This window comes from Falsiroseomonas sp. HC035 (genome assembly GCF_050563525.1).
Classification (GTDB): Bacteria; Pseudomonadota; Alphaproteobacteria; order Acetobacterales; family Acetobacteraceae; genus Falsiroseomonas.
The window spans coordinates 1-23098 of sequence record NZ_JBNXUN010000002.1 but is presented as its reverse complement, the minus strand read 5'-3'; the positions used below and the strand labels follow the sequence as shown (position 1 = coordinate 23098).

General features: G+C 70.5%; 21 protein-coding genes. 8 read left to right on the top strand and 13 right to left on the bottom strand.

Features of this window, described 5'->3' with window-relative positions:
* Positions 1–15 precede the first annotated feature (15 nt).
* Entirely contained in the window at positions 16–666 is a 651-nt protein-coding gene (locus tag ACLF3G_RS04585; protein WP_430668159.1) for a LysE family translocator, read from the top strand.
* A gap of 22 nt (positions 667–688) precedes the next feature.
* On the opposite strand, the gene ACLF3G_RS04580 is transcribed toward ACLF3G_RS04585, so the two are convergent.
* Genes ACLF3G_RS04580 through ACLF3G_RS04565 form a run of 4 tightly spaced genes read right to left on the bottom strand, consistent with a single transcriptional unit; the run spans position 689 to position 4690 of the window.
* Positions 689–2281 carry an ABC transporter substrate-binding protein gene (locus ACLF3G_RS04580; protein ID WP_430668158.1) on the bottom strand — a complete coding sequence of 531 codons (1593 nt, stop codon included), beginning with the start codon at positions 2279–2281 and terminating at the stop codon, positions 689–691.
* A 20-nt stretch (positions 2282–2301) separates the two neighbouring features.
* A complete protein-coding gene (locus tag ACLF3G_RS04575) occupies positions 2302–3126 on the bottom strand; it encodes a polysaccharide deacetylase family protein (RefSeq protein ID WP_430668157.1) in 825 nt (274 codons plus the stop codon).
* A 15-nt stretch (positions 3127–3141) separates the two neighbouring features.
* The gene (locus tag ACLF3G_RS04570; RefSeq protein WP_430668156.1) at positions 3142–3885 is read right to left on the bottom strand and encodes an SDR family NAD(P)-dependent oxidoreductase; all 744 of its coding nucleotides are present in this window, start codon (positions 3883–3885) and stop codon (positions 3142–3144) included.
* The gene (locus tag ACLF3G_RS04565) at positions 3878–4690 is read right to left on the bottom strand and encodes an SDR family NAD(P)-dependent oxidoreductase (protein ID WP_430668155.1); all 813 of its coding nucleotides are present in this window, start codon (positions 4688–4690) and stop codon (positions 3878–3880) included. The genes ACLF3G_RS04570 and ACLF3G_RS04565 overlap by 8 nt, the downstream gene beginning before the upstream one ends.
* 50 nt (positions 4691–4740) lie before the next feature.
* On the opposite strand from ACLF3G_RS04565, the gene ACLF3G_RS04560 reads away from it, so the two are divergent.
* On the top strand, positions 4741–5310 hold the full coding sequence (locus tag ACLF3G_RS04560; RefSeq protein WP_430668154.1) for a hypothetical protein: 570 nt from the start codon (positions 4741–4743) through the stop codon (positions 5308–5310).
* Positions 5311–5462: 152 nt separating this feature from the next.
* Here the strand turns inward: ACLF3G_RS04560 and ACLF3G_RS04555 are convergent, their stop codons facing one another.
* On the bottom strand, positions 5463–6947 hold the full coding sequence (locus tag ACLF3G_RS04555; protein ID WP_430668153.1) for an MFS transporter: 1485 nt from the start codon (positions 6945–6947) through the stop codon (positions 5463–5465).
* Between the two features lie 69 nt (positions 6948–7016).
* Positions 7017–7973, bottom strand: coding sequence for an acetyl-CoA carboxylase carboxyltransferase subunit alpha (locus ACLF3G_RS04550; protein WP_430668152.1), 957 nt, complete (start codon positions 7971–7973; stop codon positions 7017–7019).
* A gap of 111 nt (positions 7974–8084) precedes the next feature.
* Between ACLF3G_RS04550 and ACLF3G_RS04545 the strand changes: the two genes are divergently transcribed.
* On the top strand, positions 8085–9371 hold the full coding sequence (locus ACLF3G_RS04545; RefSeq protein ID WP_430668151.1) for a methyl-accepting chemotaxis protein: 1287 nt from the start codon (positions 8085–8087) through the stop codon (positions 9369–9371).
* Between the two features lie 2 nt (positions 9372–9373).
* On the opposite strand, the gene ACLF3G_RS04540 is transcribed toward ACLF3G_RS04545, so the two are convergent.
* The 4 genes from ACLF3G_RS04540 to ACLF3G_RS04525 all read right to left on the bottom strand — a co-directional run bounded on the left by ACLF3G_RS04540 (position 9374) and on the right by ACLF3G_RS04525 (position 12327).
* On the bottom strand, positions 9374–9859 hold the full coding sequence (locus ACLF3G_RS04540; protein ID WP_430668150.1) for a hypothetical protein: 486 nt from the start codon (positions 9857–9859) through the stop codon (positions 9374–9376).
* Positions 9856–10377, bottom strand: a complete 522-nt coding sequence (locus tag ACLF3G_RS04535; RefSeq protein ID WP_430668149.1) for a hypothetical protein — start codon at positions 10375–10377, stop codon at positions 9856–9858. Before ACLF3G_RS04535 ends, ACLF3G_RS04540 begins: the two co-directional genes overlap by 4 nt.
* 66 nt (positions 10378–10443) lie before the next feature.
* Positions 10444–11421, bottom strand: coding sequence for a Bug family tripartite tricarboxylate transporter substrate binding protein (locus tag ACLF3G_RS04530; protein ID WP_430668148.1), 978 nt, complete (start codon positions 11419–11421; stop codon positions 10444–10446).
* A gap of 81 nt (positions 11422–11502) precedes the next feature.
* On the bottom strand, positions 11503–12327 hold the full coding sequence (locus tag ACLF3G_RS04525; protein WP_430668147.1) for a substrate-binding periplasmic protein: 825 nt from the start codon (positions 12325–12327) through the stop codon (positions 11503–11505).
* Positions 12328–12601: 274 nt separating this feature from the next.
* On the opposite strand from ACLF3G_RS04525, the gene ACLF3G_RS04520 reads away from it, so the two are divergent.
* Positions 12602–15097: a response regulator gene (locus tag ACLF3G_RS04520; RefSeq protein WP_430668146.1), complete on the top strand. Its 2496-nt coding sequence runs from the start codon at positions 12602–12604 to the stop codon at positions 15095–15097.
* Positions 15098–15237: 140 nt separating this feature from the next.
* Here the strand turns inward: ACLF3G_RS04520 and ACLF3G_RS04515 are convergent, their stop codons facing one another.
* Both ACLF3G_RS04515 and ACLF3G_RS04510 read right to left on the bottom strand, forming a co-directional pair.
* Positions 15238–16314 (bottom strand): AbrB family transcriptional regulator, encoded by a 1077-nt coding sequence (locus ACLF3G_RS04515; RefSeq protein ID WP_430668145.1) that lies wholly within the window; start codon positions 16312–16314, stop codon positions 15238–15240.
* 79 nt (positions 16315–16393) lie between these two features.
* On the bottom strand, positions 16394–16783 hold the full coding sequence (locus ACLF3G_RS04510) for an SRPBCC family protein (protein ID WP_430668144.1): 390 nt from the start codon (positions 16781–16783) through the stop codon (positions 16394–16396).
* On the opposite strand from ACLF3G_RS04510, the gene ACLF3G_RS04505 reads away from it, so the two are divergent.
* Complete coding sequence (locus tag ACLF3G_RS04505; protein ID WP_430668754.1) at positions 16695–17300, top strand: helix-turn-helix domain-containing protein; 606 nt, start codon at positions 16695–16697, stop codon at positions 17298–17300. The genes ACLF3G_RS04510 and ACLF3G_RS04505 overlap by 89 nt on opposite strands.
* A gap of 69 nt (positions 17301–17369) precedes the next feature.
* Positions 17370–19067 carry a methyl-accepting chemotaxis protein gene (locus ACLF3G_RS04500; protein ID WP_430668143.1) on the top strand — a complete coding sequence of 566 codons (1698 nt, stop codon included), beginning with the start codon at positions 17370–17372 and terminating at the stop codon, positions 19065–19067.
* Positions 19068–19097: 30 nt separating this feature from the next.
* Here ACLF3G_RS04500 and ACLF3G_RS04495 read toward each other — a convergent pair whose 3' ends face one another.
* Positions 19098–19508, bottom strand: a complete 411-nt coding sequence (locus ACLF3G_RS04495) for a TetR-like C-terminal domain-containing protein (RefSeq protein ID WP_430668142.1) — start codon at positions 19506–19508, stop codon at positions 19098–19100.
* Positions 19509–19789: 281 nt separating this feature from the next.
* Between ACLF3G_RS04495 and ACLF3G_RS04490 the strand changes: the two genes are divergently transcribed.
* Both ACLF3G_RS04490 and ACLF3G_RS04485 read left to right on the top strand, forming a co-directional pair.
* Positions 19790–21064, top strand: coding sequence for a hypothetical protein (locus ACLF3G_RS04490; RefSeq protein ID WP_430668141.1), 1275 nt, complete (start codon positions 19790–19792; stop codon positions 21062–21064).
* A 997-nt stretch (positions 21065–22061) separates the two neighbouring features.
* Positions 22062–22463 carry a hypothetical protein gene (locus ACLF3G_RS04485; RefSeq protein ID WP_430668140.1) on the top strand — a complete coding sequence of 134 codons (402 nt, stop codon included), beginning with the start codon at positions 22062–22064 and terminating at the stop codon, positions 22461–22463.
* The last annotated feature ends 635 nt before the right edge of the window (positions 22464–23098 follow it).

Genomic DNA, 23098 nt, shown 5'->3' with positions numbered 1-23098 from the left:
GGGTAGGGTCCGGCCATGCCGGACCTTGCCCAGATCATCCTGTTCACCGCCGCAGCCCTGCTGCTGGCCATCACGCCCGGGCCGGGCATCTTCTACGTCGCCGCGCGGACGCTGGCCGGCGGTCGGGCAGAGGGCATCGCCTCCAGCCTGGGCACCGGGCTCGGCGGCATGGGCCACATCCTGGCGGGCAGCCTCGGCGTCTCCGCCATCGTGCTGGCGAGCGCGGAGCTGTTCACCGCCCTGAAGCTGGTCGGCGCGGCCTACCTGGTCTGGATCGGCATCAGCACCTTCCGGTCGGCCCGCCAGTCGCTGTCGCTGGGCGTGGAGGGCGGGCCCGTGGCGCCTTCCATCGGGCCGCGGCGCGCCTTCCGCGAAGGCGTGCTGGTCGAGGCGCTGAACCCGAAGACGGCGATGTTCTTCCTGGCCTTCGTGCCGCAATTCATCGACCCGGCGCAGGGCCATGTCGCGCTGCAATTCGTGCTGCTGGGGTCGATCTCGGTCGCGCTCAACACGCTGGCGGATATCGTCGTCGCCTCCGCGGCGAGCCGCTTGCGGGAGGGTGCGGCGGCGCGCCCCGCCCTGATCCGCCGCCTGCGGCAGGGTTCGGGCGCGGCGATGATGGCGCTGGGCCTCGGCCTTGCCTTCGCGAAACGCCCCGGCACCTGAGGGGGTGACGGGGCGGCTGCGCCTACCGCGCCGGCTTCTCGATGTTCCAGATCACCGGGAAGCCGAAATCGATGACGCCGCGCAGCTCGGAGCGCCACACCGCCGGGCTGCGGAACTGCCCGGCAATCGGGAAGGTCGCCGCCTCGTAGGACAGCTTCTGCAACTGGCCGGCCAGTTCGCGGCGCTTGGCGGGGTCGCTTTCCGCCTCGAAGGCCTGGATCACCGGCGTCATCGAAGGGTCGCAGTAGCCCCAGGGCTGGTTGTCCGTGCAGTTGAAGCCGACGCCCATGTTGGACAGCGGATTCGCCAGGTCGAAGCCGGTGTAGACCACCGGCACGATGTTCCAGCCGCCCTGGTCCAGCGGCTGGCGCTGCACCCAACGCTGGGCGATGCTGGCCCAGTCGCTGGCCTGCACATCGAGGTTGAAGCCGGCCCGCTTGAGGCGGTCGATCATCACCAGGCCGTAGGGGTTCAGCAGCGGGCTGTCGGCCGGGTGCAGCAGCACCACGCGCTGGTTGGTGTAGCCGGCCTGCTGCAACAGCGCGCGGGCCCGGTCGAGGCTCGGCTGCGCCACCTCCTCCGTGCCCATGGTGCTGCTGTAGGGCGCGCCGCACATGAACAGGGATGCGCAGTCGGGCTGGCCCAGGCCCTCGCCGAAGCCCGCGCCGGCCAGCACCTCCCGCCGGTCCAGCGCCTGCTGCACGGCGCGGCGCACCAGCACATTGTCGAAAGGCGGCAAATAGTGGTTCAGGCTGGCGCAGTACATCAGCTCCGCCTGGCCGCCGGCCTGGGCGATGGTCATGGCGCGGTTGGTGCGCAGCCGCGGCAGGTAATCCACCGGCGCGTATTCCAGGTAGTCCACCTCTCCGGTCTGCAACGCCGCGACGCGCAGGCCGGGGTCCGACATCGTCGCCATCTCGACGCGGTCGAGCTTCGCCACCTTGCCGCCGGCGAGGCCGTCCGGCGCCTCGTCGCGCGGCACGTAGCGGGCATTGCGGCGGAAGCTGGCGCGCTCCCCGGGCACCCAGCCAGCGCGGTCGAAGGTGAAGGGGCCGGAGCCCAAGATCTCCGGCACCTGCTGCGCCGGCGGCGTGCCGTTGGCGATGCGGGCGGGCATGATGAAGGGCACGTGGACGGAGGGCTTGCCCAGCGCCTCCAGCACGCCGCCGAACGGCTTTGCCAACTTAAGCACGAACTGGCGATGGTCCGTCGCCGCCAGGCTTTCCGTCGCTGCCATCAGGCGGCGGCCGATCGAATCGCGGCCGCCCCAGCGCTTCAGCGAGGCAACGCAATCCTCCGCCGTCACCGGGCTGCCGTCGTGGAAGGCGAGGCCGGGGCGCAACGCGAAGGTCCATGTCAGCTTGTCCGCGCTGATCTCCCAACCCTGCAACATCTGCGGCTTGTACGCGCCACGCCCGTCCATCGAGACCAAGGTGTCGAAGACAAGATATGCGAAGTTGCGCGTGACGAAGGAGGGGCTGGAGATCGGGTCGAGGTTCTGCAACCCGACATTGACGATGAAGCGGAACGGCGCCGCCTGTGCCCGTGCCGCGCCGCCGCTGCCGAGGATGGTGATGCCGGCACCTGCCAGCGCCTGCCGCCTGGTGATCTGCATGTTCGTCGGTTCCTTATGCGTCAACGGGTTTCTTGCGCGGCCCAGGCCTCTGCGATCTCGGAGCAGGTGGCGAACCACACGCCCTCGAAGCCGCGGATGAAGGCGATCATCTCGCGCAGCAGCGCGATGCGGCTGGGCCGTCCCGAAAGCTGCGGGTGCATCACCAGGTTGTAGAAGCCGCCCCAGCGATGGATTTCCTTGAATTCTTCCTGCCAGACTTCGCGAATGTGGCTGTTGGTCATGATCGGGCGTGGCGTCTTCACGCTGAACAGCATGAAGGGCGCATCGTCCAGCGACCAGTGGTAGGGCAACTCCACCAGTTGCCGCCCGCCATCCGGATGCGGCAGCCGGTACGGATTCACGTCGCCCATCATCGAGCTGTCGTACAGGAAGCCATGCTTGTCGAGCTGCCGCACAAGCTCGTCCGTCGTCTCGCCGGCCGGCGAGCGGTAGCCCTTCGGCACCACGCCGAGCACACGCTTCAGGCTGTCGAGGCCGCGCTCCATCTCCTCGACATCCTTCTCGGGCGCGTCCGGGTCGGGCCAGGCGTGGGAGTAGCTGTGGTGCCCGATCTCGTGGCCTTGGCGGAGAATCATCTCGGCGCGGTCGGTGTGGTGTTCCACGGTCCAGCCGGGAATAAAGAAGGTTCCCTTCACGCCGGCCTCGCCCAGCGTCTGCAGGATCTTCGGCACGCCGACCTTGGCGCCGTAGACGCCCTGGCTCAGCGTGCCGGGGCGCCGCGCGTTCGACGGGTCGCGGGACAGCCACAGCGTCTCCGCATCGAAGTCGAAGGTCAGCGCCACGGCGCAACGCGCCCCGTTCGGCCATTTCACGCGCATGTCCATTCAAAATCCTCCTGCTCAGTCATCCTCGCGCGGTGCGTGGCGCGCGGAAAGCCAGCCGCCATCGACCGCGAGCACCTGGCCCGTTACGAAGGAGGCATCCGCCGAGGCCAGGAAGGCGACGACGGCGGCCACTTCCCCGGGCGTCCCGGCACGGCGCAATGGCGCGGCCTCGACCATGCTGCGCCGGTACCAGTCGTCGCGCAGGAAGCCCTCGGTCATCGCGGTGGCGATGACGCCGGGCGCCACGGCGTTGACGCGGATGCCGTGCGGGCCAAGCTCCGCCGCCAGCGTCCGCGTGAACTGCGCGATGCCCGCCTTCGCCACCGCATAGCCCGTGGTCCCCGGCTGCCCGGCAATGCCGAAGACGGAGGCGACGTTGACGATGCAGCCGCCCGGCCGTGGCAGCAGCGGCAGCACATCGCGCGTCACCCGCAGCACGGCGCCGAGGTTCACATCCAGCAGCCGCGCCAGCAGCGCGTCGTCGGATTGCGCCAGGGGGCGGGAGCCGCCGATGCCGGCATTGTTCACCAGCAGGTCAATGCGGCCCGGCGCGGCGGCCGCGATGCGCGCGCCCGCGCCGGCCTCCGCCACGTCCAGCACCAGGGCCGCGGCCCCGAGTGCCGCGGCCGTTTCCGTCACCGCCGCGTCGCGATCGACCAGCAGCACCGCCGCACCCTCCGCCCGCAGCCGCGCCGCGATCGCCGCGCCGATGCCGCGCGCGGCACCCGTCACCACGGCGAAGCGTGTCGTCTCAGGCAAGCCGGCCCCCGTCGATGGGCAGCGCAGTGCCGTTGATGTAGCTGGCGGCGTCGCTCAGCAGGAACAGCACCGCCGCCGTCACCTCCGGCACCTCCCCGAACCGGCCGGAGGGGTTGCGGGCGCGAAAGGTGGCTTCCACCGATGCGGCGCGGTCGCCAAGTGCCGAAAAAACGCCGCGCAGCATCGGCGTCTCGATCTGGCCGGGGCAGACGGCGTTGGCGCGGATTCCCTGGACGGCGTGGCTGGCGGCGACGCTGCGCGTCATCAGCACCACCGCACCCTTGCTGGCCGAATAGGCCGGGAACACTGCGTTGGCGACCAGCCCGGCGCCGGAGGCGACCGTCACCACCGCGCCGCCGCCGGCCGCGATCATGCGTGGCAGCACCGCCTTCAGCGCCAGCCATGTGCCCTTCACATTCACCGCGAAGACCCGGTCCCAGTCGGATTCCGCGACCTCCGCCAGCGGCAGGGTCGGCCCGAGCATCCCCGCGGCGGTGACCAGCAGCGTCACCGGCCCCAGCGTATCCAGCGCCGCTGCGGCGCGGTCCATGTCGCCGGCCTGCGAGACATCGCCGGTGACGGCCACCGCACCGGCACAATGGCCTTGCGTCCCGGCCAGCCCCGCCGCGTCGCGATCGAACAGCACCAGCCGCGCACCCTCCGCCGCCAGCGCCAGCGCCGCGTCACGGCCGAGGCCGGAGGCGGCGCCGGTGACAAGGCCGATGCGTCCGGCGAACCGACCCGACATTGCCGCCACCCCATCCCGTGCAGCCGGCAGCGTCCGGGCCGCGACGATGTGGGTCAAGAGGCGCGATCTGCGATATCATCCACCCTTGTCATGCTGGGGAGGCAATGATGAGCCATGAATTCCTGGACGACCGGCGCCGCGCGTTGGAGGAAGCCTTCTTCGCGCAGCAGACCGAGGCCTGGCGACGGCAGCAGCGCGAGGCCGCGGAGGCGATGACGAAGCGGGAGGCGCTGGAGGCGGCCTCCGGCATCACCGATACCGCGGTGCTCGACCGGCTGCTGGCGCTGGGCCTGGATGGCTCCAGCCTAGCGGCGCTGTCCGTCGTGCCGCTGGTGCTGGTGGCCTGGGCGGATGGCAGCCTGGATGCGAAGGAACGCGCGGCGCTGCTCGCCGCCGCGGCCGAGGCCGGCGTCTCGCCGCAGGGCGCGGGCTACCAGGCGCTGACGCAGTGGCTGACAGCGCCGCCGTCGCCCGTCCTGCTGGACGCCTGGACCGACTATGTCCGAGCCAGCGCCGCACGGCTGGACGCACCCGCCCGCGCGGCACTGCAGGCAGAGATCCTGGGGCGGGCGCGGCGGGTGGCGATGGCGGCGGGTGGCTTCCTCGGCCTGGTGGACCCGGTCTCGCCGGCCGAGTCGGCGGTGCTGGCGAAGCTGGAGGCGGCCTTCAAGGGCTGATACCAAGTCCTGGTGATCGTGACCGATCACCGCCTCAAGCGCCGGCGCCGGCATCCGCCGGCTTGGCTGCGCGCGACTCGGCGCGGCGGCCAATCGGCCGCTCGCCCGCCTTCGGCGGGCGCAGGCTCCGATCAGTGGGATCTGGTACGACCCTAGACGCGGCGCAGCGGCACCCGGGTGGACAGCCAGGCGCCGAACAGCACCAGCGCCGCCGCGGTGGCGAAGACGGCGCGGAAGGCGCCCACCATCTCGGCCCGGAACGCCGCCTCCGCCGAGGCGTCCAGCGCGGCGAGCGCCGGCGGGCCCTGGTTGACCAGCGCCACGAACAGCCGCGTCGCGTCGCCGCCGGCCAGCGTCAGCGCGCCGAACAACACCGCGCCGAGCAGTGCCGTGCCGGTGGCGGCCCCGAGCGATCGGGTGAATTGCACGGAGGCGGTGGCGGAGCCGAGCTGGCTGCCGCCCGCCGCCACCTGCACCGCGACCTGCACCATGGGGAAGGACATGCCGAAGCCGGCCGAGACCAGCCCGAGCAGCGCCGCCATCGCCGGCAGCGGCAGCCAGCCGAGGCCCAGCGATACCAGCGCCAGCAACGTCGCGGAAAGCGAAAGGCCGATGCCCGGCCAGCGCATCAGCAGCCCGGTGCGCGCCAGCAGCGTGCCGGAGGCGATGGCGCCGAAGCCCGCGCAGGCGGATAGCGGCAACAGCGCCAGCCCGGCCGCGGCCGGGGACAGGCCGCGCACGGCGGTGAAGTAGATCGGCAGGAAGGCGATGGTACCGACGAAGGCGCCGGCGACGCAGGCCGACATCAGGTTGGCGCGCCAGACCGTCGGGTTGCCGAGCAGCCCGAGCGGCAGCAGCGGGTCCGGCGCCCGCCTTTCCCAGCGCAGCAGCAGCACCAGTGCCAGGCCCGCCAGGCACGCCAGCCCGGCCGCCACCAGCAGCGGCCCGGTGGTGAGTTGCCGCGCCTGGTCCAACGCCATCAACGCCGGCGCGACGAAGGCCGCGAACAGCAGCAGCCCCCAGCCATCGAAGCTGAACCCCTTGGAACGGCCGCGCGCGGCGTTGCCGAGCCGCGTCACCGCCAGCCAGGCGGCCAACGCCGAAAGCGGTATTTGCAGCAGGAAGATGCTGCGCCAGCCGAAATATCCGGTCAGTACCCCGCCCAGCACAGGGCCGAGTGCGCTGGCTGTGGTGAAGACGGCGGCGATATAGGCTTGGAAGCGCCCGCGTTCCCGCGCCGGCACCACCTCCGCGATCAGCGCGACGGAGAGCGAGATCAGGCCGCCGCCGCCGAAGCCCTGCACCACCCGCGCCGCCGCCAGCGTGGTCAGGGACCCGGCGAAGGCACACAGCGTGGCGCCGGTGGCATAGGCGGCCAGCGCCACCAGCAGCATGCGCTGCCGACCGAAGGCATCGCCGAGCCGTCCATAGACCGGCGCCGCCACGGTGTTGGCGACGAGGTACAGCACCACGATCCAGGAAATCCGCTCCACCTCGCCCAGGCTCCGGGCAATGGCGGGCAGGGCGGCGGCGACGATGGTCTGGTCCAGCGCGGCGCCGAACATGGCCAGCGCGACGGCCGGAAAGACGCGGAAGAACAGCCGCCGCAACTCTGCCGGTGGCACCGTCTGTGACACCCTATGGGGCGGAGGCGACGCGGAGTCGGGAGGGGCCATGCGGGCGGGATCAAACCACCCGCCCGGCGGTCATACGACCCCTGCGCGCCCCATTTCCAGAAACTTCTCGCGACGGCGGGCACGCAGCGTCGCGCCATCCAGCGCCAGCAGCGGCTCCAGGCTGTCCGAGATCTGGCGTGACACGGCGGCGAGCATGGCGGGGTGGTCGCGATGCGCGCCGCCCAGTGGCTCCGCGATCACGGCATCGACCAAGGCCAGCTTGCGCAGGTCCTCCGCCGTCAGGCGCAGCGCCTCGGCGGCGGTGGCGGCCTGGGCGGCGTCGCGCCACAGGATGCTGGCGCAGCCTTCCGGGGAGATGACGGAGTAGATCGAATGCTCCAGCATCAGGATGCGGTCGGCGGCGGCCAGCGCGATGGCGCCGCCCGACCCGCCTTCACCGATAATGGTAGCGATGAAGGGCACCGGGGCATCCAGCCCGGCCTCGATGGCGCGCGCGATGGCTTCCGCCTGGCCGCGCGCCTCGGCCTCGATGCCCGGAAAGGCGCCGGCGGTGTCGACGAAGGACAGGATGGGCAGACCGAAGCGCCCGGCGAGTTCCATCAGCCGGCGCGCCTTGCGGTAGCCTTCCGGCCGCGCCATGCCGAAATTGTGCTTCACGCGGCTTTCGGTGTCGTGCCCGCGCTCGGTCCCGATGACCATCACGGCACGGCCGCGGAACCGCCCCATGCCGCCGGTGACCGCCGAATCATCGGCGAAGGCCCGGTCGCCGGCCAGCGGAAGAAAGTCCTCGATCAGGCCGGCGATGTAGTCGGAGGTGTGCGGCCGTTCCGGGTGGCGGGCGATCTGCGCCTTCTGCCAGGGGGTCAGCTTGGCGTAGGTGGCAAGCAGCAGCTTGTGCGCCTTGTCGCGCAGCTTGCCGACCTCCTCGGCTACGTCGATGCCGCCGGCGTCCGTGGTACGGCGCAGCTCCTCGATCTTGCCTTCGAGTTCGGCGATGGGTTTTTCGAAATCCAGGAATTGGCGCATGGCGCAGGCGGGTTAGCCGAATTTGGCCGGGGAGGTAAGGGCGCCGCGCCTTAAGGCTTGCGAAACCGCCGCGGGACCATCCTGCCCCGCCACCCAGGGAAGCCCCAGACGATGTCGTTTTTCCAACGCGGTTCGAAGGACCTCGCCATCAAGGCGGAATGGCTGGACACGCTGTCGAGCCATGCGGGCGTCGGCCTGTGGGACGCCATCCTGCATGAGGGTGACCCGATGCACCCGCAGGCGCGCTGGACCTGGTCGGCGGAATTCCGCCGGCTGTGCGGCTTCGGCAGCGCCGCGGAATTCCCCGACCAGGTGCAATCCTGGTCCGACCGGCTGCATCCGGACGATGTGGAGAAGACCTTCGCGGCCTTCGGCGGGTCGCTGGCCAGCGGCAAGGTGTACGACACCACCTACCGCCTGAAGGTCAAGGACGGCAGCTACCGCTGGTTCCGCGCCACCGGCGGCGTCATCCAGGACGCCAACGGCAAGGCCCGCCGCGCCTGCGGGTCGCTGGTCGATATCGACGCCGCGACGAAGGCGGAGGCTGCCAACAAGGCCACCTTGCACCGCATCGCCGAGAGCTTCGAAACCGAGGTGCTGGCCCTGGTCGCCCAGGTGGCGACCGGCACCAGCCGGCTGGAACAGGATGCCCAGGCGATGAACGCCGCCGCGGCCCGGACCCTGGACCAGACCGGCAGCGTCGCCTCCGCCGCCACGCTGACCAGCGGCAACGTGCGCTCCGTCGCCGAGACGACGGAGCAGGTGACGGCCTCGATCCAGGAGATCGGCAGCCAGGTCGTGCGCTCCACCGGCGCCACGCAATCTGCCACCGAACAGGCGCGTGGCGCGACGGTGGTGGTGGAAAGCCTGATAGGCGACGTGCGGCGCATCGGCGACGTGGTGAAGCTGATTTCGGACATCGCCGGCCAGACCAATCTGTTGGCGCTGAACGCGACGATCGAGGCCGCGCGGGCCGGCGAGGCCGGCAAGGGCTTCGCCGTGGTGGCGAGCGAGGTGAAGACCCTGGCGGCGCAGACCGCCAAGGCGACGGAAGACATCACCACCCGCATCAACGCGGTGCAGGCGGCCACCGACAGCGTGGCGAAGGCAATCCAGCAGGTCGCCGCCACCATCGTGAACCTGAACGAGAGCGCCGCCGCCATCGCCGCGGCGGTGGAGGAACAGGGCGCCTCGACGCGGGAGATCGCGCGCAGCGTGCAGCAGGCGGCGCAGGGCACGGACGACGTCTCGGCCAGCATCGCCACGGTGAACGCCGCGGCCCGGGAAACCGGCACGGTGTCCGGCCGCATCATGGGCGATGCGCGGGACCTGTCCGGCCAGGCCGGCAAGCTGCGCGACCAGGTGCATGGCTTCCTCGGCCGGATCAAGGCCGCCTGAGGTTATTGCAGGGCGCCCCAACGGGACGTTGCCGGCTCCGCCGCCGCCCATTTCCAGCCTTCCGGCTGGCGGCACGCGGTGGTGAGGAACCATTGGCGCGGCGCGGCCGGCGTGGCGTCCCCGGTGACGGAGAATGCAGCCTCCCGGCACTGCGCCAGGGCATTGTCCAGCACGCGGACCAGCCGCACCTCGCCCTGCTGGTTGCCGATCGGGATGGCGTGGCGGATCTGCCAGGGGCGGGTCTCGCCGGGCTCCAGCGCGCCGATGACCGTGGCCAGCGCATCCTGTTCCGCGCCCTGGCGGCGCTTCATCACCTCGCTCACCCCGGCGGAGACCGCGGCGCGCACGCCGATGCCGACGGCATAGCCCACCGCCGGGTTGCTGCTGGCCAACGCCGCGCCGCCCCCGGCCACCGCGCCGCTGATGTCCGCCACCTGGCCGCAACCGGCCAGCGCCAGGGCCAGGCCGGCCGGCAGGCACCACCTCACTGCAACGCGCCCCAGCGTTCCGTCGCAGGTTCCGCGGTGGCCCAGCGCCAGGTCGTGCCATCCTGGCATATCGTCGCGGTGTAGAAGGCGCGGGAAGCAGCCGTCGCGCCACGCGCCGGCGCATCGACAGAGAACACGATTTCCTTGCAGCGCAACCCGCCGGCCTCGATCAGCCGCGCCACCGTCACCTGCCCGGTCTCGTCCGGGTGGATGGGGACGCGATAGCCGACCTTCCAGGGCGCGACGCCGCCCGGCGCCAGCGGGCCGGCGGCGGCGGCGACCGCCAGTTGCGCGTCCCGCTGGGCATCGCGCTGGGCGTACTGCACGCCGGCGCGGGTGGCGGCCTGCACGCCGAGGCCGATGCCGGTGGTGGCCGCGGCACCGGCGCCCACCGCATTGGCCAGGCTGGCGCCGCCGATACCCGCCGCGGCGCTGCTGCCTTCCGACAGCAAGGCGCCGCAGCCGGGCAGGGCCAGGGTTGCGACGAACAGGATCGGGCGGATCGGGATCGAAGTCATGCAACCCCGATGGAGGATGCCCGCGTCGCCTGCAACCCTGGGTCGTGATCCGGAACGTTGGCGACGTCAGTTCATCGTCGCGCCCGTGGCCCGGACGATCGGCGCCCACTTCGCCGTCTCGCTGCGGATGAAGCCGGCCAGTTCCTCTGGCGTCGAGGCCAGCGGATCGACGCCATGCCGCGCCAGATGCGCCAGCACCACCTCATCCGACAGCGTCGCCCGCATCGCGGCGTTGAGCTTCGCCACGACCGGTGCCGGCAACCCGCGTGGCCCGACCAGGGCATACCAGTTGCCGACCTCGTAGCCCGGCAGGATCTCCGCCACGGTCGGCACATCCGGCATCAGGGCGGATCGCGTCAGGCCCGGTACCGCGAGCGCCCGCAGGCGGCCACCCTCGATCTGCGGCATGGCGGTCGGCGCGGTGGAGAAGGCGAAGTCGATCTTGCCGCCGATCAGGTCGGTCATCAGCGGTCCGCCGCCGCGGTAGGGGACGTGCACCGTCTTGATGCCGGCCATCTGGTCCAGCAGCGCCCCGGCCAGGTGCCCGGCCCCGCCGACGCCGGAGGAGCCGTAGGTCAGCCGGTCCGGATTCGCCCGGGCCGCCGCGACGAGTTCCGCCGCACTGCGCCAGGGCCGGTCCACCGGCACCACCAGCACGTTCAGGATCGAGCCGGACATCGAGATCGGCGTCAGGTCCGTCTGCGGATTGAACGGCAGGTTCGCATACAGCGTCGGGTTGATGGCCAGCGCGCCGATGGTGCCCATCAGCAGCGTGTAGCCATCCGGCGGCGCCCGCACCGCGAGCTCCGTCGCCAGGTTGCCGCCCGCGCCGGGGCGGTTCTCGATGACGATGGACCCGCCGAGGGCCTGCTGCAGCTTCGGCTGCATGGTGCGCGCCGTCAGGTCGGTGCCGCCGCCGGCGGCGAAGCCGACGATGATGCGGATCGGGCGGCTGGGGTAGGGTGGCGCCTGCGCCGAGGCGGGCAGGGCGGTGGCGGCGAGCCCGGCCGGGAGCAGACCGGCCAGCATACGGCGAGCGATCATCCTGGTTCTTCCTCCGGGACACGCGGTCCCGCGCCAGGATGGCGCCGGCGGCCGGCGGACGGGAAGCCCGCCGACCGAAATTTACGGCAGCATAATGGGCGTCAGTCCGTGCCGCTGCGCCGACCGCGCCAGGCTGCCGTCCACGCGTGTGCTTTCGAGGAAGGCGTTGACCTCGTTCAGCCAGGCCTGGTCGCCGCGCGGCACCGCATAGGCATACAGCGTGTCGCCGAACCGCCGGGGCGGCTCGATGACGCGCGCCCAGTCATGCATCAGCACCATGCGACGGGTGTAGGGGAAGTCCGACATGAACACGTCGGCGCGGCCGGACAGGATTTCGCCCTCGCGGGTCCGCGGCGGCACTACCACCATCAGCTCGGCCTGCCGCAGGGTTTCGCGCATCAGCGGCTCCATCACCGTCCCGGCCGCCACCGCCACCACGGTCCCCGGGCTGTCGATGTCCGCCCAGCTCTGGATGCGGGTGTTGGTGCGGGTGGTCACGGCGTAGGTGCCGCTGGCCATGTAGGGCTTGGAGAAGGCAACGCGCAGCGCCCGCGCCGGGGTGATGCCGACGCCCATCATGGCGATGTCGCAGGAGCCATCCTCGACGCGGTCGAGGAACTCGCCGAAATTGGTCTCGACGAAGCGCAGCCGCACCTGCAGCCGGCTGGCCAGGGCGCGTGCCATGTCGATGTCGAGTCCCTCCATCTCGTTGTTGCGCGGGTTGCGGTAGGAAATCGCGAAGTAGTCCGGCCAGATGCAGGCCAGCAGGGCGCCGCGGCCGCGGATGGCGGACAGGCGGTCGGCGGTCGCGGCGCGGGCCCGGGCCTCGGCGGAGGTCCGCGCATCACCCGTGGCGGCCTGGGCGATCTGCCACCCCGGCCGCGCCTCGACACGTTCTGGCGCCAAAACATTGGCTCGGACTGCGTTACGGGGCTCGCAAATTAAGACGGAAAAGCCGATAAGAGCCGTCGCAAAGATGGTCCCACGCATCACCCAACTCCGGTTCGCCCTGCGGCGGTCTCTCGGCCTCGGCGCCCCGCGGCCGTCGGAGCCGCGTCCCTGGCTGCTGTTCGCGGCTGCGGTCGGCTTGGTCGCGCTTTGCCTCATCGGCATCTACAGCATCCTCATGCACCGGGGCCAGCAGGACGCCATATCAGATTCGGAACGTTTGACCCAAGGTATGGCAAGCGGCCTGGCGGACCAGTTGACCCGCGCGTTGCAGACCGTGGACCTGGTGCTGCTGGATGTCTCGGACCGCCTGGCGGAGATGGAACCGTCGCAGGTCATGCGGCAGACCTCCACCCGGGTCCGCGACGTACCGCAGATGCGGGCGCTGCTGGTGGTGGATGCGCAGGGATTCATTGTCGCCAGTTCCACCGATGGGCTGCGGGAGGCTTCGGTCGCCGACCGCGAATGGTTCCGCCTGCTGCGCTTCGGCGGCCAGGCGGTGCGGCTGGGCGCGCCGGAAGCCGGGCGCTACCTCGGCCCCGCGGGGCGCCTCGTCAGCCAGGCCGGCGGGCTGTACGCCATTCCCTATGCGCGGGCGCTGCGCGGGTCGCGCGGCGAGTTCCAGGGCGCGGTCGTCGCCATCCTGAATCCGGACTACCTGGTAGGCGTCGCCCGTCGCCACGCCGATGCCTTCGAAGCGGTGATCCGCATCCACTCCTTCCAGGGGCTGCTGCTGGCGCGCTCGGATGGAAGGGTGAACGGCATCGGGGAGCTGAATTCCTCCTCCTGGATCTTCCGGGACTTCCTGCCGCGGCAGGAAAGCGGCACCTGGGCCGGCATCGACCAGGACCGGGCGGAAATCATCGCCTCCTTCGCGGTCACGCGACAGGGCAACTTCGTCGTCGAATCGGCGCGGAACCGGGAGGATGCGCTGGCTGGTGCCCACCGGCTCGGCGCGCTGCTGGCCGCCGGCGTCGCCGCCGCCGCGGTGGTGACGCTGGTCGCGCTGTGGCTGCTGGTGCGGCAGGCGGAGGCGCTGAAGCTGCAGGGCCAGCGGCTGGCCGAGAGCGAGCGCCTGGCCGTCGCCGCATCGCGCGCGAAGGAGGATTTCCTGGCCTCCATGAGCCATGAGATCCGCACGCCGATGAACGGCGTGATCGGCATGACCGGGCTGCTGCTGGACACCCGGCTGGACAGCCTGCAACGCCGCTACGCCGAGACCATCCAGGGCTCCGCCGAACACCTGATGATGGTGCTGAACGACATCCTGGACTTCTCCAAGCTGGAAGCCGGCGCGCTGCAACTGGAAGCCGCGCCCTTCAATATCGAGGCCGAGATCGCCACGATCGTCGAGCTGTTCGCCCCGCGCGCCGCCGCCAAGGGAGTGGAGCTGGTCTGCGCCCTGTCGCCGGACCTGCCGGTGCGGGTGGTGGGCGACCCGGGCCGCATCCGCCAGATGCTGTTCAACCTGGTCGGCAACGCCGTGAAGTTCACCGAGACCGGCTGGATCCAGGTCGCCATCTCGGTGGAGGCGGAGCTGGACTACTGGCGGCTGCGCGTCTCCGTCTCCGACACCGGGATCGGGCTGGAGCGGGACAAGATCCCGATGCTGTTCGAACGCTTCACCCAGGCGGATGCCTCGATCCGCCGGAAATACGGCGGCACCGGCCTCGGCCTCGCCATCTGTCGGCGGCTGGCGGAGGAGATGGGCGGCGGGATCGAGGCGGTGCCGCGGCTGGCCGGGGTGCGCAACGGCGGCGGCAGCGTGTTCCGCTTCACCGTGAAGATCGGCCGCGTGGAAGGCGAGCAACAGGGGCTTGCGGGCCTCGAGGGCCGCCGGGTGCTGGTGGTGGACGACCTGCCGCTGAACCGGGAGATCCTGGTGCGCCAGCTGGCCGGCATGGGGGCGGAGGCGGCCGCGGTGTCCGATGGCGGCACCGCGCTGGCCGCGCTGCGCGCCGCCGCGGCGCAAGGAAGGCCCTTCGAGGCGGCGGTGCTCGATGGACAATTGCCGGATGGCGACGGCCTGGCCCTGGCCCGCCGCATCCGCCAGGAATGGGACAGCTTCGGCCGCCCCCGCCTGCTGCTCTGTGCCTCCGGCTCCGCCGATCCGCGGGAGATCCAGGGGCAGGTGTCCGGTGGAACGTCGGGTGGAGGGACCCGCGGCCATGTCGAGGGCGGCCAGGGCGTGCTGGATGGCCTCCTGCTCAAGCCCGCCTTGCCGACCCGGCTGCGCGATGCGCTGCTGACGGCGCTGGCCGGGCGGCAGGAGATCGCACAGCCGGAGCCGGTTGCGACGCCGATGCCTGTGGCCGTTGCGTCGGCCGTCCCGTCGGGCCCGCAGATCCGCATCCTGCTGGTCGAGGACAACCCGACCAACCAGCTGGTGATGCGCACCATCCTGGCCCGCGCCGGGGCGGCGGTGGATGTCGCGGGCGACGGCGCTCAGGCGGTCTCCGCCGCGCGGGACGCGCTGTACGACTTCATCCTGATGGATCTGCAGATGCCGGTGATGGACGGGCTGGAGGCCACGCGCGGCATACGTGGCCAACCCGGCCCGAACCGGCGCACCCACATCATCGGCCTGACCGCCGCCGTCGGCCCGGAATTCGAGCGGCAGTGCCGTGAGGCCGGCATGGATGACTACCTCGGCAAGCCGGTGCAGCGCGATACGCTGCTGCGCAAGCTCGGCCTCGTCATGCCGGCCGCCGGAACCCGCGCCGCCTGATACCAGCGGGACCAATGGATGACCTGCGGCCGGCCATGCCGGCCGTGCGCCCGAATGGGCGCCGCTGCCAATGCCGCGCAGCCAAGCGGCCGGAGGCCTCGCCCGGCGATTGAGGGCGAGGAGACATGCCAGCCGGGCCGCTACCGGTCCAGGCCCAGCTTCTCCGCCAACCGCCAGACCGGCCCGACCAGCAGGTTGCAGGCGACGGTGCGGACCAGGTGGAAGCCGAGCACCAGCGGCACGGCGAAGCCCAGCGCCTTGGCCGTGATCGTCATCTCCGGCATCCCGCCCGGCGCCATGCCGAGCACCACCGCCATCAGCGGCAGGCCAGAGACCCAGGCCAGTCCCGCGGCAAGCCCCGCCAGCAGCGCCGAGAGCAGGAAGGTGGAGCCGACCGAGGCCAGCGCCAGCCGGCGCGAGGTCAGCAGGAAGCGGCGATTCATCCGTGCGCCCAGCCCGGCGCCCATTCCGACCTGGGCCGCGTCGATCATCCAGAGCGGCACGCCGGAGGGCAGCACGCCGAAGGCGGAGAGTGCGATGACGAGCGCGCAGGGCCCGAGCATCCAGGGGTTCGCGAGGTCCAGGCGCCGGATCAGCAGCGCCGCGCCAAGTCCGGCCACGGCCATCAGCGCCAGGCCCGGCAGGTGGACCGGCGGCCGTTCGGCGAAGAAGGCGTCGGTACCGCCTGCGAGATGAGGTGCCAGTACCGGGGCGAGCCATGTGACCAGCGGCGGGAAGAGGACCACCACCACCATCACCCGGATGGTCTGCGCCAGCGTCACCGCCGGCACGGACACGCCGGCGCGCTGCGCCAGCACCACCATGACGATGATGCCGCCGGGCACGGCGGAGAAATAGCCGGTGCGCGGGTCGGTGCCGGCCATGCGGGCGAAGGCCCGCGCCACCAGCGCGCCGACGATGATGCTGACCACTGCTGCCAACACCAGCCAGGGCAACGCCCAGGCCAGAGCCTCCAGCACCGGGGAGGTGAAGGTCTGGCCGAGCCCGAGGCCGAGTGCCAGCAGCGCCACCGGCCGCACCCCCGGCGCCACCGCGGCGCGTTCCTGCCAGGCCAGCACGCCCGTCGCTGCCATGGCGCCCAGCATCCAGGGCAGCGGGATGTGCAGCAGCCAGGCGAGGCCGCCGCCCGCGGTGGCCACCACCGCGGTCAGCAGATAGGCGGCGAGGCTGGGGGAGGGTGAGGTTGCGCTCGACACGGACCGGATTTCTTGTGCACCACAGCATCCGCCCGGGGGCGGCCCGGGTCAAATGCGGGGCAATCCGGGGCAGGGCGCGCTACGGCGCGGCGGCCAGGGATTCGCGCTCGATGGCCGCCATGCCGGCCTGCATGAAACGGGCGGAGTTCGTATCGAGGAAAGCCAGCCGGAACAGGTCGCGGCCCAAGGCACCGAGGTTTCCAGGGAAGCGGTCCGACTTCAGCCGGAAGGCGTAGGTCCAGTCCACCCGCGTCGCATCGCCGTCGTCCGTGAAGCGGAACGCGCCAAACCCGTAGGCGGGCGGCTGCGCCGCCGCGCTGGTGTAGCCCCAGACGACATAGGTCAGCAGCCGGCCCGGCTGGTGGCGCAGCACCTCCTCGATCGCGCTGCCGCCATCGGCCAGGCAGACGAGGCGGCGCGATCCCGGCTCCGGGAAGCGGGCGGCGGTCAGGTCGCGGGTCGCGACCACCGCGGGGAGGTCCGGCCTACCCGGCAGCAGGCGCTCGCTCGCGCCAAGGAAACGGCCGGTCCAGGCGGTCCTCCGCGACCGTCGCCGCGATCCAGGAGCGGGCATTCAGGTTCTGCTGGCCGGCGGCTATGCCCGCTTCACCACCACCCGCGTCGCGGAACGGGCGGGCGTGTCCATCGGCACGCTCTACCAGTATTTTCCGAACAAGCGGGCCCTGCTCGCGGCCCTGCTTGCCGCGCACCTGGACAGGATCGGCGACGCCGTGGCCGCCGCCGGCGCGGCCGGATGCCGAACGCCTGCGGAGGCGTATGCGCCTGATGGCCCTGGGCTACCTGCACCTGCTGGCCGCGACCTCCCAAGCCGGGCCGTGGATCGAGGCACCGCTGGCCGACACGCTGACGGACGCCGTAACCCCCCCTGGCTGCCGCTGGCCAGGCTGCTCATCCGGGGCTCGACCGCAGGCGCTTCTGCACCGCACCAGGCCAGCCGAATACGCTGGCCGCTTCAGCTTTTCTAAAGGGCCAGGCCCTAAGGTCCGCCCAGCGCCTCACCCTGGATCGGAGGCGCCTGGCTCGAGGAAAACCCCATGCTCACAGGCCTTCGCATCGCGCCCAAGGTGGCGCTTCTCGTGGCAGCTCTTGTCCTGCCGTTGGTGGTGCTGGCCGCGACCAGCATCTCCTTCGTCCGGCTGCTGCAGGCGGATGTCGAGAATGTGCAGGAGGCCAGCCATTCGGCGGCCCTGGCGGCGCGGATGAACCAGGATGTCATCCAGCTCAGCCGGATCGAGTTCAGCCTGGTCGCCGAACCTTCCACCGCGCGGATCGCCGAGGCTCGCACCGAAGTGGCGGAGGAAACTGCCGAATTCCGCGAGCGGCTTGCGGAAGCGCTGAGCGTTGCCGGTACGAACCGCCGGCAGGTGCTGCAGCGCGTGACGCCCGCCGCCGATGCCTATGTCACCTCGCTCCAGGCCACCTTCCGCGCCGCGGAGGCGGCCGCGCGGGATCCATCGCCGGAGGCGCGCGCCAGCCTGCAGGAAGCGGCCCTGGCCAGCGAGGCGCCGTACGCGGCGCTGCGGGCGCTGCTGCGGGACTTCGATGAGGTCTCCGTCCGGGTCGCGGGCCAACTGACGCAGGCGTCGGCGGAGTTCGCCAGCCTGGCGCAGCGCATCGTCATCCTGGTTTCCGTGCTGGGCCTGCTGGGTGGCGGCGTGCTGGCCTGGCTGATCGGCCACGCAGGGCTGGCCCGCCCGATCACGGCCAGCGCCGCCCGCCTGCGCGCCCTGGCGGAGGGCGACACGACCAGCCCGGTCGAGGGCGCGGCGCGGCGCGACGAGGTGGGCGACATCGCCCGCACCATGGCGGTGTTCCGTGAGAGCCTGATCACCGAGCGGGAGCGGGTGGCGGCGGACCGTGCCGCGGCGGAGGCCAAGGTCGCCCAGGCCGCGCGGCTCGCCGAGGTGACCCGTATCTTCGAGGCCGAGTCCGGCGCCGTGGTGCACAGCGTGGCGCAGGCGGCCACCGAGCTGGAAGCGACCGCCGGCAGCATGGCGGGCGATGCCGCCGGCACGTCCCAGCGCGCCGCCGCCGTGGCGGAGGCCGCCGAAACCGCGTCCGGCAACGTACAGACCGTGGCCTCGGCGGCCGAGGAACTCGCGGCATCGGTCGCCGAGATAAGCCGCCAGGTCGCCGAAAGCGCACGCATTGCCAGCGAGGCGGTGGCGGAGACCGTGCGGACCGACGCCGCCGTCGGTTCGCTCGCCAGCAGCGCCAGCCGCATCGGCGAGGTGGTGCGCTTGATCAACGACATCGCCGGCCAGACCAACCTGCTTGCCCTGAACGCCACCATCGAGGCCGCGCGGGCCGGCGATGCGGGCAAAGGCTTCGCCGTGGTGGCCAGCGAGGTGAAGAGCCTGGCGGCGCAGACCGCCAAGGCCACGGAGGACATCGCCGCGCAGATCAGCGGCGTGCAGCGCGACACCCAGGCGGTGGTCGCCGCTATCCAGGCCATCGGCGGCACCATCACCCGGGTCAGCGAGATCGCGACCACCATCGCGGCGGCCGTGGAGGAGCAGGGCGCCGCGACGCAGGAGATCGCGCGCGGCGTGGCCGATGCGGCACGCGGCACCACGGCCATCACCGGCACCATCGGCGAGGTCAGCGCCTCGGCCCAGGACGCCGGGGCGGCGGCGCAGCAGGTGCGCGCCGCCGCAGCCAAACTCAGCCGCGGCGCGGAGGCGCTGCGCGGCCAGGTGGCGCGGTATCTCGAGGCGGCCAGGGTCGCCTGACGCCGGGCCGGCCGCGTCGGTCGAGCCGCTCTACCGCGCCGGCGGGTTGGCGCTGCAGAGCAGCCTCTCCAGATGCGCCGCGCGGAAACGGTCTGGCTCGATGGGGGCCAGGCGGTCGAAGGTCTGGCGCCACAGCGCGGCCATCAGTGCCGGGGCCATAAGTACCATCGGCAGTTCCGCCACGGCGCCGTCGCGGACTTCGCCCCGCAGAACGCCACGCTGCACGATCCGGCGCAGCAGGGCCGTGGCGCGGGCGATGGAAACGCGGTGATAGGTCTCGAGCAGGGCCGGGAAGCGTGGCCCCTCGGCCAGGATCATGCGCATCACGGCCGCGGCGTTGGTCGCGACCAAGCCGGCATGCACACGCTCCACCAGCATGCGCAGCAGGTCGATGGTGGGACCGGGATAGGCCTGCGGCTGAATATCCTTCGTCCCATGCAAGGGCCTCCGATCGAGCAAAACCCGTGTCCAGGTGCTGACCAGGGCGCCGGCAGGCCGAGACAACGCGACGCGACATAGGAAGAAAATCTTGACTTTGGAAACGTTGGCGGTCTAATCTTTGCCCATCGCCGGTGGGCGGCGTCCGGCTTCCGCTGCGACGTCATGCGCGAGACAGGCTTCCCGGCCGCGATTCTTCTGCATTCCTGCGCCTTACCCCCGAAAGGAGGCTTCCTCATGCACGCCATGCGCCCCGCCGTTTTGCGGCCAGGAGTATCCCGCCCATGAACGCCATCACCTCCCTGTCGGGCCTGCTGGATGATCGTCGGCGGTGGCCCATCACGCGCGAGAGCCTCAATCCGCCCCTGAGCCTGCGCCGCGCCCAGTCGACGACGCTCGCGACCGCCACAGCGGCGGATGGCATGACGCTGCTGGGACATGGCGCCGACCAGGCGCGCTTCAACGGTGCTGCGCGGCGGTTGCGAATTGAAGGGCAGCGCACGAATGCCGTCCGCAACCCTCGCGGCCAAGGCGCCGCTGCCGGCACCCCGGGAACCTTGCCGACTTTCTGGAGTGTGCAGAACACGCCTGTTGGCATGACGCGCGAGGTTGTCGATACCGGCACCGAAAACGGCATGAACTACATTGAATTGATGCTGTTCGGCACGCCGACAGCCAACGCCGAATTCTACTTGATCTTTGACGCCACGACCGCGATTGCCGCCGTAATGGGCCAAGTGTGGTCGGCCTCGTTGTCGATGCGGTGGGTGGGAACGCCGACCGGCGTCACGACCGTGACTTTGGGCGTCGAGGAACGGTCAGGGGCGGGTGGCTTCTTGGTTGCCGATGGGACAACGGTTGCCGTCAGCGGTGCATTCGCTCGTTTTTCGGCCACCCGAGCAATGGGGAACGCCGCGTGCGCCTTCGCCAACGCCTACGTCGCGTTTCTCGTGCAAGCCGGGGTGCCTGTGTCCGCGCGTGTTCGGCTTGCGTGGCCGCAGTTGGAGATGGGTGCCTTCGCGTCCAGCCCGATCCTCCCCCCAATCGGCTCCCCCGCTGCCAGCACGCGCGGCGCGGACCTGGTGACGGCGACGCTGACGAGCCAGGTGGTCGGTGCGAATGGGGCGTGTACGGTGCTGGGCACGTTCATGCTGACGCAGACCGTGTCCCTGGGCCTGACCCAGACCCTGCTCGCCATTGATGGCGGCAGCGCCAACGAACGCTGGCAAGTCACCAATGCAAGCGGCGCCGCAATCGGCATGCAGCGTGTGACCGGCGGTGCTTCCGTATCAAGCGGCACGGCCGGAAGCTTTGCACCAGGACTGCCCTTTCGGATCGGCATCACCTGCGACGGCGCCGGCCGACTGGCATTGTGCATCGAGGGCGGGGCCGTTGAGGTTCTGACAGGTGCGCCGACCAGCGGCATGACGACGTTGCGTGTCGGCTCGAACGTCGCCAGCGCTAACCCGATGTTCGGGGAAACCGCGCCACTGTCCGTGCTGCCCTGGGCGCTGCCGGACTTGGCCCTGGCGATGCAGGTCCTGGCGCTGCCCCTGTAGCGGCGCCAGCCCTGCGGGTGTTCGGTGCGAAGCGGGTCCGCTTCGCACCACCTCCTGCGCCATGAACCGGGCGTAGGCGGCGCGCAGACCATCAGGAACAGGTGCGGTCGCGGCCCAGCCCAGCTCCGCGAGCCCGGACACATCCATGCGCTTCAGCATGGTGGCGTCGGGCTTCGACGTGTCCCGGGCATAGCTCCACTAAGTGTCCATACCAACTGAGTCTGCAATCGTACCAGATCGCCCAAGTCCGGAGGTCCGGAGAGAATTGGCTTCCGGATAGCAAAAAGTCTGCCCCAAGAACCCCAAAAGACTCGCCATTCGGCGCGGCACGCGGTCAGGCGGAGAGCATGGCTCGTATGGGAACTGGCGGACGGGGTGGCTACCAAGTGGTAGGCCCGGACGCACTCGTCAGAGTTCTCCAAAATACTGATTTCATTGTAAAGTGGTATGACAGGCGTTGGGCGTCTGCCGTCCGCTGTTACCCATTTCGCAGGGTGCCCGTGAGTCGGTGTAGATCAGTGCCGAAATGCCCCGGCCGCACATGGCTTTCAGGAGAGGATGGACCAGCGTTGTGGCGAAGCCCGGTGCTTTATCGGTCCGCCGAAAGCCCGGGGGTACCCGACGAACCAAGCGCGCCGCCCCAACTTCGCTCACGCCCCCAAGCGCGCCCGCGATTGCCAGCATCCGCGGCGCCGTGTGCGAGCGCCGTTCCAGTCTTGCAAACCGCCGGAGCCAGGCCGAACTCGCCAAGTCCGTAGGGATCTCGAGCACTGTCCCCATCGATCCCTCCGTGTCCAACGACCCAGCACCAAGCACGATCAGCGTGGCCGTGGGGCCACAGCCGAGCCAGTTCATCAATTCTGCGGTAGGATTTGTATCTATTCGCCGGACAAGCCAACCGTCGCTTTTCGTGCGGCGGACTCGGGCCAAAGCCTTCGAGACGAAAAGTCCGCTGGACCCTTCATGATGGAAGGTCAGCTAGACGAGGAGTGACCCTATGCGCCGCGCATTGCTGCTCTGGATCTGTTTGCTCGCTGACACTGGGGTCGCATGGGCGCAGGGCGGTGCACCACGTGTGTTGGAGTGCGCTGGCGTCAGGAACGAAGCCCATGCTGAAGTCCGTCACTTTGTCATCGACGAGGGAATAATGAGTCGCAGCCTCAGTAGGCTGGAGGGTGGCAGGCTCCTGACGCTCACTATCGTCGCATGGAGCAACGTGCGCATTGTCGCAGAGGAAGGGAGAGAACGCGGGAAAGGATTGCGCCATACCTTTGATCGCGTGGGCGGCGTGTTGGTGACGAACAGGTTCCCGCCACCTCCGGCTTCGGGGGAAATCGATCTTGATGATCTGCTGGATGAATTCCGGGGCGTCTGCCAAGTCGTTTCCCGCCGCTTTTAGCATTCCGCACTTACGGGCCATCGAGCAATTCGAGGAGCAAGGCCGAGGGCAACTGTAGGGGTCGTCCCCGGCAAGCACGCCGCTGCTAATACGTCCGCCGCCCCTTGGCCTTCTCCAGTGCGGACGCCGCTATGTGCGACGGGATCGGCCGTGTCGGTGCTTGGTGGTTCGCCGCGAACCGCTGCCGCAGGAAGCTAAGCGCGGGCGGCTCACCTGTCGGCACCGGCCTCTTCAGCTGTGTCCGGACCCGGCCGCCGCGCGCCAGCCTGGCCATGCCCTCGGCGGTATTCGAGGTTTCCAGATGCCGGATGATATCCGACAGCCAGATCCCGCTGCGCCCTGAACTGGGACGAAGTAGGGGCGGGAGACACTCAGCTGCCACCAACCGACGTACCGTTCCCTCGCTGACACCCATGATCCTGGCTGCCTCGCCTACTGAGACGAGGTGATCCTTGAAGCGACCAGCCTCAATGTCTACAAGCGTTAACCTCATAGAAATTCCTCCTTGATGGCTTATCGTCGAATAACCGGCCGGTTGCTCCTATAGACACCGACGAAAGTATGGCGAAAAGAGATAATTCAATTCGGGAATAATCGCGAATCCTTGTTTTTCTCGCCAACATTAATGTTGACAT

Bases quoted from the DNA above. Each gene is read 5' to 3' on its own strand.
- ACLF3G_RS04585 (WP_430668159.1), top strand. From the start codon at position 16: ATGCCGGACCTTGCCCAGATCATCCTGTTCACCGCCGCAGCCCTGCTG.
- ACLF3G_RS04580 (WP_430668158.1), bottom strand. From the start codon at position 2,281: ATGCAGATCACCAGGCGGCAGGCGCTGGCAGGTGCCGGCATCACCATC.
- ACLF3G_RS04575 (WP_430668157.1), bottom strand. From the start codon at position 3,126: ATGGACATGCGCGTGAAATGGCCGAACGGGGCGCGTTGCGCCGTGGCG.
- ACLF3G_RS04560 (WP_430668154.1), top strand. From the start codon at position 4,741: ATGAGCCATGAATTCCTGGACGACCGGCGCCGCGCGTTGGAGGAAGCC.
- ACLF3G_RS04550 (WP_430668152.1), bottom strand. From the start codon at position 7,973: ATGCGCCAATTCCTGGATTTCGAAAAACCCATCGCCGAACTCGAAGGC.
- ACLF3G_RS04545 (WP_430668151.1), top strand. From the start codon at position 8,085: ATGTCGTTTTTCCAACGCGGTTCGAAGGACCTCGCCATCAAGGCGGAA.
- ACLF3G_RS04535 (WP_430668149.1), bottom strand. From the start codon at position 10,377: ATGACTTCGATCCCGATCCGCCCGATCCTGTTCGTCGCAACCCTGGCC.
- ACLF3G_RS04530 (WP_430668148.1), bottom strand. From the start codon at position 11,421: ATGATCGCTCGCCGTATGCTGGCCGGTCTGCTCCCGGCCGGGCTCGCC.
- ACLF3G_RS04520 (WP_430668146.1), top strand. From the start codon at position 12,602: ATGGCAAGCGGCCTGGCGGACCAGTTGACCCGCGCGTTGCAGACCGTG.
- ACLF3G_RS04500 (WP_430668143.1), top strand. From the start codon at position 17,370: ATGCTCACAGGCCTTCGCATCGCGCCCAAGGTGGCGCTTCTCGTGGCA.
- ACLF3G_RS04490 (WP_430668141.1), top strand. From the start codon at position 19,790: ATGAACGCCATCACCTCCCTGTCGGGCCTGCTGGATGATCGTCGGCGG.
- ACLF3G_RS04485 (WP_430668140.1), top strand. From the start codon at position 22,062: ATGCGCCGCGCATTGCTGCTCTGGATCTGTTTGCTCGCTGACACTGGG.